A 13248-nucleotide genomic window follows, 5' to 3' on the forward strand; every position below is an offset into this window, starting at 1 on the left:
AATGACTTTATCAACAAGAGCTGAATTGTTCGCAAAATCAATCCATCATAATCAGATGGATAAGGCGGGCAGGCCATATGTTGAACATTTACAAGCTGTAGTAAATAACCTCGTAGAACCATCAGATGAAATGATGGCAGTAGCATGGTTGCATGATAGCGTAGAAGATACTGAAATCACTCTTAACGAACTATCACGTTATTTCGGCGATACGGTATCGGATGCGGTTTCTGCTATCACAAAAGTGAAAGAAGAGCCATACGATAAATATTTATCCAGGGTAAAAGCAAATCCAATTGCAAGGCTGGTTAAAATCGCTGACTTAACCCATAATATGGATCTGTCAAGGTTGCCGGTAGTCACTGAAAAAGATTTAGTGAGACAAGAAAAATACGTTAAAGCAAAGGCATTTTTAGAAAACTAAAAAATTGACACAATAAAATTTATGCAGTAAATTTTCCCACAATAGCCGAATTGTAGTAATGCAGTTCGGCTTTTTTATTGAAATTTTATAACCCGCTTGAATTGGCGGGTTTTTTATTGCCTGTAAGATAGCGATGTACACGCGACAAGCGGTGTTTCCTTCTCCACTCACCGCTTCTTACGGGTTCCCTTTTGTGGAGTAGGAGAAAATGAAATGGAAGCGTTAAAAGCTGAATTTTTAGGTAAAGAAATCACTTTAGTTGATAACAATGGCGTTGCTTATGTGGCAATGCGTGAAGTGGTTGAAGGGATAGGTCTTGCTTGGAAGCCTCAATATAAAAAACTTACAGATCAGTGGGATAAATTCAACTGTTACCATATGACCACAGTTGCTTTAGACGGCAAAGGGCGTGAAATGCTCTGCATTCCGATTAAAAAATTAAACGGATGGCTGTTTAGCATTAATCCAAACAAAGTGCGGTCGGATTTAAAGGGGCGGTTGGAAAACTACCAAGAAGAATGTTTCTTGGCGCTATGGGATTACTGGACAGAAGGCGTCGCCCGCCGTGATGAAGTCAAAAATAAACTGGCACTATGGCAGCAGAAGAAGACTGAATACACTCAACGCGCTGGGGAGCGCGGGAAGTTATTGCAACAATGCAAATCGGAAAAGCAGGCCCTTGAACGCGAGCTTTTACAAATTAAACAATTAGATCTATTCGCTAATTTATAACCGCACAATCTTTTTGGAAAGTGCGGTTTTTTATTGGGGTAAATAATGAAATTTACAGATAAAACAGCACAAGCAAAAACGCAGCGCACGATTACGAAGGACGGCTTTTTAGTGGTGCCGGCAACCATTTCCAAGGTTGGCGTGTTTGACTATCTGGCAACCGAACTTGGTTTGGAAGAAGAAGGCATTAAGAAAGTCGCTCGAACGGAGAAATCTTTGTTTGGTGACGAAACCATTAAGAGCTTTGAAAATGCCACGCTGACTATCGGACACCCGGAAGACGGCGTAAATGCCAAAAACTGGAAACAGCTATCCGTTGGTGTGGTACGCAATGTGAAGCGCGTCGGCGATGAGTTGACGGCGGAAGCGTGGATTTATGACGAAAACGCCATTAAAACCGTGCAAGAGCAGGGCGTTGAGCAATTGTCTTGTGGTTATGACTGCGATATTAAGCCGTCAACCGTACAAGATGCAGATTTTGAGATGTCGCCGATGATCGGCAACCACGTAGCGATTGTGGCAAAGGGTCGCTGCGGTGGAAGTGTAAAACTTGCCGATGAGGATAAAACCATTATGGGTAAAACCGCAAAATTCATTGATGCGTTTTTAGGTGCGTTCGGTATTAAGTTATCGGATGAGCAGAAAAAACAAATCGAAGATGACGAAGAAAAGGGCAAAGAAGGCGAAGGTAAACCGGAAGGGGAGAAAAAGCCTACTGAACCTAAAAAAGACGAATCCGACCCGAAAAAAGAAAAGGAAGACGACGTGAACAAAGAAGAATACGAAAAAAAATTAGCGGCAAAAGACGCTGAGATTCAACAGTTGAAAGACGCGCAGGCGAAGCAAGAAGCGGACGCAAAAAAAGCCGCCGTATTAGCCGACGCTCAAACCGTTTTCAAAGATGTGAAGTTCGCCGATAACGCAACCGTTCGTGAAATTCAAGAAAGTGCGGTAGTAGCTCAAGGTATTTTCACGAAAGACGAAGCCGCTAAGTTATCTGATGCAGAGATTTCCGGTGCATATCAAACTGCAAAAGCGGTTGTGGCGAAATTGGCTGATGAACGCAAGTCACTTGGTAGTATTTTGCTTGGTGACGCTACGCCAAATAAAGCCGCACCAACGATTGACTTCAATAAAACTTACAACAGTTAAGGAGAGTGACTAAATGAGTTACGCTTATGAACAAGCGCCTGCTCGTGCGGGTGAATTAGGTAAGGGCAACCTTGCCAGTGCAAAAACAAGTGCCGAGATGGTTTCTGGTGGCGCATTAAAAGCGGGTTTATTCGTCGCGTTAAATGCTGCCGGTGGTGTAAAAGCCTTAGCGGCAAAAACTGACGTGATCGCCGGTGTGGTTTTGGCAAGCCGAATCAAAGACGAATGGGCGGAAGGTGAGCTGGTCGATGTCATGCACATTGCCCCTGCCGACGCTATTTGGGTGATTGTGGCAGAAGGTGAAACCGTTGCTCGTGGCGATAAAGTTTTTGCTATCGCGGTAACAAACAGCAACAAAAAATCCGGCACAATCCAAGGCAAAGCGGACGCAACCAACGCGATCGCCACTGATTACAACGTGATTGATGTTAAAGGTCAATTAGCGTTAATTACCAAACTTTAAGGAGTGATGAATGTCATTATTGGCTTATGTACAAAATGGCTTAACCGCCGTAAGTAAGGATATTGCAGAAACAAAATATCCTGAAATCGTCTTCCCGCAATTTGTTTATGTGGATCAGCAAACTGCGGTAGGCATTACCGAAAAACTGCATTATGGCGCCGATGAACACGGTTCTCTTGATGATGGTTTAATTACCGTCGGCACAAGCACGCTTGATCAGGTGGAAGTTGGTTTCACGCCTACCCGCTCTTACATTGTGCCGTGGGCGAAATCCGTAACATGGACTAAACCGGAGCTTGAGCAAGGTCAATTATTGGGCTTGGCGCTGAACACCGCGAAAATCATGGCGTTAAACAAAAACGCGCAACAAACTTTGCAAAAAGTCGCGTTCTTGGGCCATGCCAAAGATTCCCGTTTAACCGGTTTGTTGAACAACAAGTCTGTAGAAGTGTATGCGATCAAAGGTGCTGCACAAAACACCAAAGTTCAGGCAATGGACTTTGATAAAGCCGTGGCTTTCTTCAAAGAAATTTTCCTTAAAGGCATGGAGAAAACCAAACGCATTGAAGCTCCGAACACTTTCGCCATTGATAGCCTTGATTTAGCTCACTTGGCATTAGTGCAACGCGCAAACACCGACACTACCGCGTTAGAGTTTTTAACTAAACATCTTTCTGCGGCGGCCGGTCGTGAAGTTGCGATTAAAGCGCTACCATCCAATTATGGTACTCGCGTGACAGACGGGAAAACTCGTGCCATGGTTTACGTGAACAGCAAAGAACACGTTATCTTTGACGTGCCGATGTCGCCTACTGTGTTAGACGCACAACCTAAGGGCTTATTAGCCTTTGAATCTGGTTTGCGTATGGCATTTGGTGGCGTAACATTCATGGAGCCTGATTCAGCGCTTTATGTGGACTACTAAGGGGTGAGTTATGCCATTAACCGAAGATTTTTTATTACGCTATCCTGAATTTGGAAAGACCGATGCAAAACGTATCGGTCTTTTTCTTTCTGACGCACAGGCGGAAGTAAGCAAAGTTCGGTGGGGTAAATTGTACGATCGCGGTGTAATGGCATTAACCGCGCATTTGCTCAAACTTAGTGCGGACGCAGAAATTAGCGGAGGTGCCGCAAGCCGTAATCTCGCAAGCGAAAGTGCGGGCGAATTATCGGTTAGTTATGCGGCGCCGATTTCTGCTAACGGCTCTGATGATTTTTATCAGCTTACGGCGTATGGGCAAGAGTATTTGCGCTTGCGTAGATTGATTGGTGTAGGGGTTATGGTGGCTTAAATGGCGGTAACTGTAACGGCTAATTTCAGCGCGGCGAAACAACTGATTGAGCAGATGAAGTCGCTAAAAGAAAAGGCGGTTTATGTGGGGTTCCCCGCAGAGTTTGATGAGAAGGTAAAAGGGAGTAAAAACTTTAATCTCGCTTCCTTGGCGGCGGTGTTGGAGTTCGGTAACGAACATATTCCTTCCCGCCCTTTCCTGCGCCAGACGCTTGAGGAAAATCAGGGAAAATATACCGCACTTTTTATCCAATGGTTCGATCAGGGTGTACCTGCTGCGCAAATCTATGAGCGATTAGCTGTTATGGCGCAAGGTGATGTGCAGATGAATATCGTCAAGGGTGAATGGGTAGCAAACGCGAAATCAACAATTAGACGCAAAAAATCCAGCAAGCCTTTAATCGACACCGGGAAAATGCGTCAAGCAGTAAAAGGTATCGTCAAATGAGCTTAATTAATCAATCGGGGCGCTTTTTAAATAGCCGATTTCGTCAGCAAATCACTGTTCAAAAGCAATCGGGATCGCATTCTGCAAGTGGCTTTGATGTGAGGTATGAAACGCAACAAATCACCGCAATTGTGATTCCGACTTCACCTAATGATGTGATGTTGTTGCCTGAAGGTGAGCGCTATTTGCCGTCTATTAAGGTTTACACACAACAGCCGCTTAATATTGGTGATCTGGTGGACTATCGGGGTCAAACCTACAAAATCAAAACCGCAGCAAACTGGGGAGATTATGGATACTACAACAATATCGGGATTAGACATAGTCAGACTGCGAAAGTTGATTCAACAGGCTTTACAGTTACCTGACGGCGTAGTGATTGGCGGGTGGTTGCCTGAAAATCCGTTAAGTGCATTTATTACCGTAGATGTACTGATGAGCAGTGAAACGGGTATCGCAAGACGTGACTTTGACGGCAAGCGGGAGCGGATCACTATGTCAATGCAAAGCACGGTAAGTTTTTCCTGCTTCGGCACAAATGCCATGGCGCAGTGTTACAAGATGAAAGCTATCTTGCAAAGTTCCGTGATACTGCAAGCCTTAAAAACAATGAATGTCGGCATTGTGAGCTTCTCCGATGTGCGCAACCTCACGGCAACCATCGGCGCCGATTATGAAGAGCGCGGGCAGTTTGACGCGGTGTTTAGTCATCATCATATCGTCGATACGCCGCTTGATCCGATTAAGCGCGTAGAGCAACGAACAAATCATTTAACTCAACAAATAGGAGAATAGCCTTATGGCATTATCTATTTCGCAGATTGTCAACGTGCAGTTAAACACTGTGCCGAAATCTGCTGCACGAAAATCATTCGGCATTGTCGCGTTGTTTACGCCGGAAGCGGGGCAGGCATTCGCCGACGAAAAAACGCGTTATGTGTATGTCGAAAATCAACGTGATGTCGAACAGTTATTCGGCACCAATTCAGAAACAGCAAAAGCGGCGCAACCGTTCTTTGCACAAAGTCCGCGGGCGAAACAATTAATCATCGCGCGTTGGCAAAAAGCGGCATCAACCATCGATGCAACAAAAAACACTTTGAGCGGTGCGACATTATCAGACGATTTGGATCGTTTTAAATCCGTTGCTAATGGTCGTTTCTCGCTGACTATCGGCGGCGAAGTGAAAAAGGTTGATGGGTTGTCTTTTGCACGCCTTGCTGATTTTAATGCAGTGGCCACAAAAATTCAGGAAAAATTGACCGCACTTTCTGTTGCCGTGTCGATTTCTTATGACGAAACCGGCAATCGCTTTATTGTAAGCGCAAATGTAGCCGGCGAAGATAAAACAACCGAAATTCATTACGCCATTGATGAAGGTGGAGACGGCGAATATATCGGCGCATTGCTTAAGCTGGAAAATGGACAAGCAAGCCGTAAAGTCGGTAAAAACTCCGTTTCTCTGAAAAAAGAAACCTTGGGCGAAGCGTTGTTTAATGTGGCTGAAGTAAATAACACCTGGTACGGTTTCACTGCGGCGGCACAATTAACCGATAGTGAAGTGGAAGCGGCGGCGAAATACGCCCAAGCAAACACGAAACTATTCGGCGCTAATGTGATTCGAGCTGAACAAATTGAGTGGTCTGCCGATAACATTTACAAGAAATTGTACGATGCCGGCTTAGATCATACCTTGGCGATGTTTGATAAAAACGACATGTACCCGGCTTCTTCCGCCTTAGCCCGTTTGTTATCAACCAACTTTGCCGCAAACAATTCAACCCTGACGCTCAAATTCAAGCAGCAACCGACCATCACGGCGGACGAAATCACCGCAACGGAATTTGCTAAAGCTAAGCGTCTTGGAATCAACGTTTACACCTATTTTGATGATGTGGCGATGATTGCTGAAGGTACGGTTATCGGTGGTAAATTTGCTGATGAAATCGTGATCTTAGATTGGTTTGTTGACGCGGTGCAAAAAGAAGTGTTCGCCCGCCTTTACAAATCACCGACTAAAATCCCATTAACCGATAAGGGGCAGGCGATTTTAATTGCGGCGGTTGAAAAGGTTTGTCTTGAAGGCATCAACAACGGCGCATTCGCACCAGGGCAATGGACTGGCGATAGTTTCGGTAATTTAACCACTGGTGATTATCTTGAAAAAGGCTTCTATGTCTGGGCGGCACCAATGGATACGCTTTCTGACAGCGACCGTGAAGCACGTCGCGCAACGCCGATTCAAACTGCGGTGAAATTAGCCGGCGCAATCCATTCAAGTGATGTGATTGTGAACTATAACCGATAACCCCAAAGCCAGGAATAGCCCTGGCTTTATTTTTTTAATAAGGAAAAACTATGGCAGTTTTCGATCCAAAACAAGTTGTCGTGTTATTAGACGGCAGAGAAATTAGCGACTGGGCAGATGGCGCAGATGTTATTAACGCCACAAATCAGGTTGACGCGGGGCAGATGGTCATCGGCGCAAATGGTACAGGCGTTTTTATCGCGAATCCGGATCAGTCCGGCAAGTTGACGCTAAAAATTAAACAGCACTCTGAAGATAATGCTTATCTATCCAAGTTATTTAATCAGCAGAAAACAAGTATCAAAACCTATTTGCCGATCACCCTCGCTATCCGCGACTTAATCAACGATGACGTGGTAACAGCAACTAAGGGTTATTTCACTACGCCTGCGCCTTATGTGCGCGGTAATGGGCATAATGCAACCACATGGACGATTGTGTTCGAAAAAATGACGATGAATCTTGAAAAAGGTGTTCAATAATGGAACAAAGCAAACAATTTACACTTGAAGACATCACCTATAACATGACACCGGCAAATGCGACGGCGTCATGGTCTGCATTAAAAAATGCGCTGAAATTGGTGCAACACGTTGACTTATCAAATATCGGCAAGGAAAAAGGCAATGTCGGCGCTAATATGTTGACAGCGATTATTGCCAATTTGGGCGATCCGAGCATTAAAGCACTGGAAGATATTGTACTGAAACACACCTCCTGCGAGCAGGACGGCAAGCAATACCGCTTATCCGAACGTTTTGATGCGCACTTCAATCAACATCGCGGGCATTTATTACCCGTACTGAAAGAAGGTTTGGTGTATCAATTCGCTGATTTTTTTATCGGTGGGGGCGGGTTGCTGAGTTCTATGCTTCCAAATCTCAATCTGAAAACACAGTAAGCCAGTCTGATTCCCAGGTCGATTGGTTTATTTTCACCCCTATTGTTAAGCGCTTCTGTACGCTTCATGAATTAAGGTCGGTCTATTCGTTAGCCGACCTTTTGTCTTTTCATGAAGTGATTGTGGAGCTAAACCAAATGGAACAATCCAATGCTACTCAATGAACTACTTATTAAAATCGGCTTCGACGCTGACAGCCAAGCTATGCAGCAATTTGAGCAATTGCTTAATACGCTTGAGCAGGGCGCGAATGGGGCCGCCGAACAGTTAGGTGATTTTGCAAAAGCAATTGAAGATGTTGCAAAAGAAGCCGTTGAGCAAGCAAAGGAAATGCCGGAGTTCTCCGAATTTTTTAAGTCGTTAGACGATTTGCAGGAGAAAACTAAGGATTTATCGCAAGATGAAGCGCTTGACGCATGGGTTCAGAAAATCCTTGAAAGCGACGAGTTGTTATCTCAGTTCGGAGAAGATTTCACCACCAATGCACAAGAGCTTGAACAAGGTTTGGTTTCCCTTGGATTGAGCTCGGAGAATGTAGAAAAGGTTATTGTAAAACTCAAAGACGCTATCGAGAAAAAGCAAAAAACCACCGAAGACGACACAGAAAGCACTCAAGAAAACACTGAAGCACAAAACGACAATGCGGAAAGTGCGGGTAATTTAGCCGATAAAATGATCGCCCTTTGGGCGACCAAATACGGTGCTGATGGGCTGATTGAAAAATTCGAATTGCTCGGCATCAATATCAGTAAAACCACATTGAAATTTGCGGCGTTTGGTGCGGCGTTTTATGCGGCAACTATCGGAGTAAAAAACTTTGTCGATAATAACCTTGATGCCCTGGATGAAATTAAACAGCTTTCGGCGGTAACAGGCGAAGCGGCAGATCAGATCTACAAACTTGGTAAAGTCGCCGAAGTTAACGGATCGTCTTCACAGGCGGCCCAGGCGTCCATTGAAGGGTTATCACGCACTATCGGTGAAGCTGCAGCGGGAATTGGGCGTGGTGCCAAGTCTTTTGAGCAATACGGATTAAGCGCGAAAAAAGCCAACGGCGATGTGAAAACGTCAAGTGAAATGCTTGGTGAAATCTCCGATAAGATGAAAAAGATGGGCGAGCAGGAGCAAATTGCGATGCTCGCCAAGTTGGGCATTGATGGTTCAATGATCCAGCTTTTGCGTCTTGGTAATGATGAACTTCGCGAGCAAATCGAACTTGCTGACAAGTTAACGCTCGGTGTTGGCAATGCGGAAAACGCGGAAACGGCAGCGGCATTTAAAGACAATATGACGCAGCTCACGCAAGTTTTCACGGCAATGGGAGAATACTTGTCGTTACGTATTGCGCCGGCGATTTCTCGTATTATTGAGCGCTTTACAAAATGGTTTTCAGAAAACAATGATCTGATTAAAGCCATTTTGAACGGCTTCGGAAGAGTGTTTTCATTCTTGTTTGAGTTAGCCGGAGCGATTGATAATGTGGTATCAAATACCATTGGCTGGCGCACTGTCATTTATACCTTGGGCGCGGCGTTGCTTTGGTTAAGTCGTCGTATGATTTTAGCCTTTGCGACCAATCCGATTACGCTTGTTTTGGCAGCGATTTCAGCCGTCTTTTTGTTGGTTGATGATTTTATTGGATATTTAGAGGGTAATGAAACAGCCTTGGGTGAGTTTTGGAAACCTTTTAAATCCGCGCTTTTGTGGGTAAAAACCACATGGCAAAACTTTGTCGATAATTTCACTGTAGATCCGATTGGTTCAACATTATCACTGGTTACCAATATGATTGAGCTGCCTTTTAAGCTCGGCTTGGCATTAGTGGTTGGTTTGTGGAATTTATTCACTGGTGAACAGTTAGATCTTGACGTGATTGAAAAGGGCTTCGCTAAAGTCACCGATTGGATTAAAAAACCGTTCCAGTCAGCCTTCGATTGGGTAAAGGGTTATTACGATGAATACATTGGTCCGATTGTTGATACGGTGAGAGATTGGTTTGGTTCTAGCGGAACTGGCAAAGTGAGTGAGAACACAAAAGCCTATGACGCAATGATGTTTGACCCGAATTACTATGCGACAGCCCCGCAAGCGGCAGCCGCCGGATTGGGGCAGGGGACATCAAACGCGGATAACAGTATCAAAAACAGTAATAACAAGATCACCATCACGCAAAACATTCAAGGCGCGGACAATCCTAAGATCGTTGCGGATCAGTCTGCTCGTGCAATTAGTAATCAACTTTCGCCTATTGTGGGGTAATCAATGTTTAATTTTGCACAGGTCTCTAACCGGTCAATTGGAACTATTAAGTTTGATGTGGTCACGAGTGAAGATCATCAATCCGATCTCTCCATTACCGAAAACCCCATTGAATCAGGAGCTGCAATTGCCGATCACGCAGTGATTCAGCCGAAACAGGTGACGATAAACGGCGTTATGGTCGATCATGACCATAATACTTTTGGTTTAGACCTCCCGTATATCGGTGATATACGGGGTGGCGTGGACTTTCTAAACAATTTCCCTCTGCCCTGTAAAGTAGTTACGCAGACTGCTCAAACCATTGCTAAAGTCGGGCGTGCGGTTAGCATGGTCGCTACAGCGGTTCGCACAAGTCTTGATGTAGTGAATAAAGTGCGGAAACTTGCACCGTGGCTACCTGATTCTGCGGTTCTTGATTTGTTGGATAGCTCATTGGGTGACAGTCGGGTGCAGAAGTGCTACGCGGATTTAGTCGCTTGTCAGAAATCGGGCGAAACCATCGATATTCAGACCGGCATCCACTTGTACAAAGATATGCTAATCCAATCTGTGGCAGTTTCACAGGCGCAAGATGGCAGCGCCACATTCACGATCACCGCGCGAGAAATTTTTGTGGTAAACACCGCTACAACGAAAAGCGGGAAGACTACGACGGCAGGCAATAAGAAAAGTGGTCGGGCGGGTTCGCAATCTGCGTCGAAAACACAACAAGGCAATACACAGCCTGTTGCAAAAGAGCCGAAAAAAACGACCGCACTTTATAACTTAGGTGGAAATATAGCAGGTAAGATTAAGCGTGGTTTAGGAGTGTCGCAATGAAACAAATTCCCGTAACCCAATCCCCCCACCAAGAACAAACGTTCGAATTTAATGGCACCAAGATTCGCCTCACGCTTCGATTTAACAGTGTGGGGCGTTTTTGGGCAATGGATGTATTTGAGCCGGTGAATCAAAAACAAATTTGCACAGGTCAAGCGCTTGCTTGCGGCGTTCCTTTACTTGTCCGCAGTACGCAGCCTTATTTTTTCTTCCTTGAAGATGAAAGCGGTGCGGAGTTAGATCCGATGGAAATATCGGATTTAGGCACTCGTTGTTTTTTGTATATAGGTGAAAAGTCATCGTAAAAACGACCGCACTTTAGAATAAAACAAACCCCGATAGCTGGTAACTATCGGGGTTTTTCATTCCAACTTTCCCAATAAAGAAGGAACAAATTTTGAGTAAGTATAGCAAAACTAAGTTAAAAATCCACTTAAAAGAGGGGTTAGAAATGGAAACAAATGCAAGTCCTATTATGCGCGGTGCAATCGCGTTTTCTATTGTTATTGTTGCCCTTGGATTGTTTGCTTTATGTATCACACCGTTAGCTAATGTTTTGATTGAAGTTATAAAATAGTTTTAAGGGGGATGCATGAAGCAATTCGGGCGACGATGGAAACTTGACATAAGTAACGATCAGGAAACGTTGAGTATCGAACAATTGCGTGTGGCATTTGAAATTGATAAGACTATCAACGAGAAGCCAAACCCGGCAAAAATCCAAGTCTGGAATTTAAATCGAGATCACCTTAATCAACTTTTAAGTGGTGCGTTTCAAAAAGCTACTTTATCGGTTGGTTATGGCGAATTGCGCCAGATTTATTCCGGTGATATTACAAAAGCGCGCGTATTACGTCAGGGCTTGGATTTCGTGTTAACGCTCGAATGTGCGGACGGACATCAAGCCTATACGAAATCGCGGGCAACAACGACACTTAAAGCGGGTGCAACAGATGAGCAAATTGTTCAGGAATTACAGAAAACCATGCCAAAAGTGCAGACGGGCGCAATAGACATTCCGAATCAACGTAAACTTCCTCGCGGGCGTGTATTAAACGGCAACAGCCGGGATATTCTCACCAAGATCGCGCGTAACAATGGGGCGAATTGGTCTATTCAGGACGGTTCTTTGGTTTTCTTGCCGAAAGACAAGGTGTTGAGTGATGACGCCGTTTTGTTGTCGCAGGAAACGGGCATGATTAACGCACCGGAGCAAACCGATGATGGGCTTGAATTAACCTGTTTGCTTAATCCTGCATTGCAAATAGGTGGGTTAGTCCAGGTGGAATCAATCTTAGAGTATTTCAACGGCGAATATAAAATCGTGAAGCTGGCGCACAGTGGAGATGGTATTGGCGGAGATTGGCAAAGCAAACTCACCGTGATTGGCGGCAAGTTCAAAAAAGTGGAAAAACCGAAGAAAGACGGTAAAAAGGATAAAAAATGAATTATGACCAATCCTTAGCAACCCCAGAAACGGCGACAGATCAGCAAATCCAGCAAGATCGGCTTAACTTACACACCGCTTTGCCGGCTAAAGTGGTCAGCTTCGATCCTGCAAAACAGACGGTTACGCTTGCGGTACAAATTAAAATGCAACTTGCAGACGGAAGCGGCGCCGACATCCCCCCGTTGGTTGATGTGCCAGTGAGTTTTCCGCGCGGAGGGGGCTTTGCTGTGACATTTCCGCTACAGGCGGGTGATGAAGGCATTGCTATTTTCTCCGAACGTTGTATTGACGGATGGTGGCATAGCGGAGGTGCGTCGTTGCCACTAGATTTTCGGTTGCATGATTTGTCTGATGCTATGTTTATCCCGGGCGTCTGTTCGGTGCCGAAAGCGCTTAATGGCTTTTTTACCGGTGGCTTATCCATGCAAACCCTCGACGGTGGCACGTATATTCGTATTGTGAACGGATCAATCAAGATTAAAGGCGATATTGAGCATGACGGCAACACAAAACAAAAAGGCGAATTACATTCTACGGGTGCAATTAGTAGCGATACCGACGTAAAAGCGGCGGGTATTTCCGGCAAGTCACATACTCACCGGGGGGACAGCGGCGGAACAACAGGAACACCACAATGACAACAAGAGTAAGACGGCTGGATAAAAATCACGATTGGACGTTTGGGCAAGGCTTTTCGAACTACGCCACCGAATCTGAAGCTATCGCGCAGAATGTACAAACCCGCCTTTGGTCATTTGCCAATGACTGGTTTTTGGATTTGGAACATGGTTTACCGTGGCTTGAGCAAATGGGGCGCGGTGTCAATCTGGCTGATTGGGAAATCAAAATTAAGCGTCATGTATTAGAAACGGAAGGCGTGTCAAAAATCACCGATTATCAGGCAGATTTTGAACCCGATTCGCGCAAGCTGACAATCTCAATTGACTATCAAGACATTTACGGGCAACAACAGACCGCACGCTATACAGCTTAAA

The 13248-nt window shown here is 45.0% G+C and carries 19 protein-coding genes; all 19 read left to right on the forward strand.

Annotation, left to right across the window (positions count from 1 at the left end; genetic code table 11):
- Position 1: 1 nt before the first annotated feature.
- The 19 genes from DK430_RS07505 to DK430_RS07595 all read left to right on the forward strand — a co-directional run bounded on the left by DK430_RS07505 (position 2) and on the right by DK430_RS07595 (position 13247).
- On the forward strand, positions 2 to 424 hold the full coding sequence (locus DK430_RS07505; protein ID WP_109078467.1) for an HD domain-containing protein: 423 nt from the start codon (positions 2 to 4) through the stop codon (positions 422 to 424).
- A 213-nt stretch (positions 425 to 637) separates the two neighbouring features.
- Positions 638 to 1156, forward strand: coding sequence for a phage antirepressor N-terminal domain-containing protein (locus DK430_RS07510; RefSeq protein WP_109078468.1), 519 nt, complete (start codon positions 638 to 640; stop codon positions 1154 to 1156).
- 45 nt (positions 1157 to 1201) lie between these two features.
- Complete coding sequence (locus DK430_RS07515; protein WP_109078469.1) at positions 1202 to 2308, forward strand: DUF2213 domain-containing protein; 1107 nt, start codon at positions 1202 to 1204, stop codon at positions 2306 to 2308.
- 13 nt (positions 2309 to 2321) lie between these two features.
- Positions 2322 to 2771, forward strand: coding sequence for a structural cement protein Gp24 (locus tag DK430_RS07520; protein WP_109078470.1), 450 nt, complete (start codon positions 2322 to 2324; stop codon positions 2769 to 2771).
- A 10-nt stretch (positions 2772 to 2781) separates the two neighbouring features.
- Positions 2782 to 3696, forward strand: a complete 915-nt coding sequence (locus DK430_RS07525) for a DUF2184 domain-containing protein (RefSeq protein WP_109078471.1) — start codon at positions 2782 to 2784, stop codon at positions 3694 to 3696.
- 10 nt (positions 3697 to 3706) lie between these two features.
- Positions 3707 to 4066: a DUF4054 domain-containing protein gene (locus DK430_RS07530; RefSeq protein WP_109078472.1), complete on the forward strand. Its 360-nt coding sequence runs from the start codon at positions 3707 to 3709 to the stop codon at positions 4064 to 4066.
- The gene (locus DK430_RS07535; protein WP_109078473.1) at positions 4067 to 4513 is read left to right on the forward strand and encodes a hypothetical protein; all 447 of its coding nucleotides are present in this window, start codon (positions 4067 to 4069) and stop codon (positions 4511 to 4513) included.
- Entirely contained in the window at positions 4510 to 4881 is a 372-nt protein-coding gene (locus tag DK430_RS07540) for a hypothetical protein (RefSeq protein ID WP_109078474.1), read from the forward strand. The genes DK430_RS07535 and DK430_RS07540 overlap by 4 nt, the downstream gene beginning before the upstream one ends.
- The gene (locus DK430_RS07545) at positions 4805 to 5308 is read left to right on the forward strand and encodes a phage neck terminator protein (RefSeq protein WP_239496798.1); all 504 of its coding nucleotides are present in this window, start codon (positions 4805 to 4807) and stop codon (positions 5306 to 5308) included. Before DK430_RS07540 ends, DK430_RS07545 begins: the two co-directional genes overlap by 77 nt.
- A 4-nt stretch (positions 5309 to 5312) precedes the next feature.
- A complete protein-coding gene (locus DK430_RS07550) occupies positions 5313 to 6821 on the forward strand; it encodes a DUF3383 domain-containing protein (RefSeq protein WP_109078475.1) in 1509 nt (502 codons plus the stop codon).
- A 50-nt stretch (positions 6822 to 6871) separates the two neighbouring features.
- A complete protein-coding gene (locus DK430_RS07555) occupies positions 6872 to 7303 on the forward strand; it encodes a phage structural protein (protein WP_109078476.1) in 432 nt (143 codons plus the stop codon).
- Entirely contained in the window at positions 7303 to 7722 is a 420-nt protein-coding gene (locus tag DK430_RS07560; protein ID WP_109078477.1) for a phage tail assembly chaperone, read from the forward strand. Before DK430_RS07555 ends, DK430_RS07560 begins: the two co-directional genes overlap by 1 nt.
- Before the next feature lie 204 nt (positions 7723 to 7926).
- Positions 7927 to 9981: a phage tail tape measure protein gene (locus tag DK430_RS07565; protein WP_239496799.1), complete on the forward strand. Its 2055-nt coding sequence runs from the start codon at positions 7927 to 7929 to the stop codon at positions 9979 to 9981.
- A 3-nt stretch (positions 9982 to 9984) separates the two neighbouring features.
- Positions 9985 to 10803 carry a phage baseplate protein gene (locus tag DK430_RS07570; protein WP_109078479.1) on the forward strand — a complete coding sequence of 273 codons (819 nt, stop codon included), beginning with the start codon at positions 9985 to 9987 and terminating at the stop codon, positions 10801 to 10803.
- A complete protein-coding gene (locus tag DK430_RS07575; RefSeq protein ID WP_109078480.1) occupies positions 10800 to 11108 on the forward strand; it encodes a phage baseplate plug family protein in 309 nt (102 codons plus the stop codon). The genes DK430_RS07570 and DK430_RS07575 overlap by 4 nt, the downstream gene beginning before the upstream one ends.
- A gap of 92 nt (positions 11109 to 11200) precedes the next feature.
- Positions 11201 to 11380, forward strand: coding sequence for a hypothetical protein (locus DK430_RS07580; RefSeq protein WP_109078481.1), 180 nt, complete (start codon positions 11201 to 11203; stop codon positions 11378 to 11380).
- 15 nt (positions 11381 to 11395) lie between these two features.
- Positions 11396 to 12250: a phage protein gene (locus DK430_RS07585; protein WP_060828844.1), complete on the forward strand. Its 855-nt coding sequence runs from the start codon at positions 11396 to 11398 to the stop codon at positions 12248 to 12250.
- Complete coding sequence (locus DK430_RS07590) at positions 12247 to 12891, forward strand: Gp138 family membrane-puncturing spike protein (RefSeq protein WP_109078482.1); 645 nt, start codon at positions 12247 to 12249, stop codon at positions 12889 to 12891. The genes DK430_RS07585 and DK430_RS07590 overlap by 4 nt, the downstream gene beginning before the upstream one ends.
- Entirely contained in the window at positions 12888 to 13247 is a 360-nt protein-coding gene (locus tag DK430_RS07595) for a contractile injection system sheath initiator (protein ID WP_005545972.1), read from the forward strand. The genes DK430_RS07590 and DK430_RS07595 overlap by 4 nt, the downstream gene beginning before the upstream one ends.
- Position 13248: the final 1 nt, after the last annotated feature.

Origin of the sequence: Aggregatibacter kilianii (assembly GCF_003129965.1) — a bacterium.
Classification (GTDB): domain Bacteria; phylum Pseudomonadota; class Gammaproteobacteria; order Enterobacterales; family Pasteurellaceae; genus Aggregatibacter; species Aggregatibacter kilianii_A.

What these genes read in the sequence shown, in the direction of transcription:
- DK430_RS07570 (WP_109078479.1), top strand. Translation starts at nt 9,985, where the DNA reads ATGTTTAATTTTGCACAGGTCTCTAACCGGTCAATTGGAACTATTAAG.
- DK430_RS07520 (WP_109078470.1), top strand. Translation starts at nt 2,322, where the DNA reads ATGAGTTACGCTTATGAACAAGCGCCTGCTCGTGCGGGTGAATTAGGT.
- DK430_RS07545 (WP_239496798.1), top strand. Translation starts at nt 4,805, where the DNA reads ATGGATACTACAACAATATCGGGATTAGACATAGTCAGACTGCGAAAG.
- DK430_RS07530 (WP_109078472.1), top strand. Translation starts at nt 3,707, where the DNA reads ATGCCATTAACCGAAGATTTTTTATTACGCTATCCTGAATTTGGAAAG.
- DK430_RS07590 (WP_109078482.1), top strand. Translation starts at nt 12,247, where the DNA reads ATGAATTATGACCAATCCTTAGCAACCCCAGAAACGGCGACAGATCAG.
- DK430_RS07575 (WP_109078480.1), top strand. Translation starts at nt 10,800, where the DNA reads ATGAAACAAATTCCCGTAACCCAATCCCCCCACCAAGAACAAACGTTC.
- DK430_RS07510 (WP_109078468.1), top strand. Translation starts at nt 638, where the DNA reads ATGGAAGCGTTAAAAGCTGAATTTTTAGGTAAAGAAATCACTTTAGTT.
- DK430_RS07550 (WP_109078475.1), top strand. Translation starts at nt 5,313, where the DNA reads ATGGCATTATCTATTTCGCAGATTGTCAACGTGCAGTTAAACACTGTG.
- DK430_RS07595 (WP_005545972.1), top strand. Translation starts at nt 12,888, where the DNA reads ATGACAACAAGAGTAAGACGGCTGGATAAAAATCACGATTGGACGTTT.
- DK430_RS07560 (WP_109078477.1), top strand. Translation starts at nt 7,303, where the DNA reads ATGGAACAAAGCAAACAATTTACACTTGAAGACATCACCTATAACATG.
- DK430_RS07555 (WP_109078476.1), top strand. Translation starts at nt 6,872, where the DNA reads ATGGCAGTTTTCGATCCAAAACAAGTTGTCGTGTTATTAGACGGCAGA.
- DK430_RS07515 (WP_109078469.1), top strand. Translation starts at nt 1,202, where the DNA reads ATGAAATTTACAGATAAAACAGCACAAGCAAAAACGCAGCGCACGATT.
- DK430_RS07585 (WP_060828844.1), top strand. Translation starts at nt 11,396, where the DNA reads ATGAAGCAATTCGGGCGACGATGGAAACTTGACATAAGTAACGATCAG.
- DK430_RS07505 (WP_109078467.1), top strand. Translation starts at nt 2, where the DNA reads ATGACTTTATCAACAAGAGCTGAATTGTTCGCAAAATCAATCCATCAT.
- DK430_RS07565 (WP_239496799.1), top strand. Translation starts at nt 7,927, where the DNA reads ATGCAGCAATTTGAGCAATTGCTTAATACGCTTGAGCAGGGCGCGAAT.
- DK430_RS07525 (WP_109078471.1), top strand. Translation starts at nt 2,782, where the DNA reads ATGTCATTATTGGCTTATGTACAAAATGGCTTAACCGCCGTAAGTAAG.
- DK430_RS07540 (WP_109078474.1), top strand. Translation starts at nt 4,510, where the DNA reads ATGAGCTTAATTAATCAATCGGGGCGCTTTTTAAATAGCCGATTTCGT.
- DK430_RS07535 (WP_109078473.1), top strand. Translation starts at nt 4,067, where the DNA reads ATGGCGGTAACTGTAACGGCTAATTTCAGCGCGGCGAAACAACTGATT.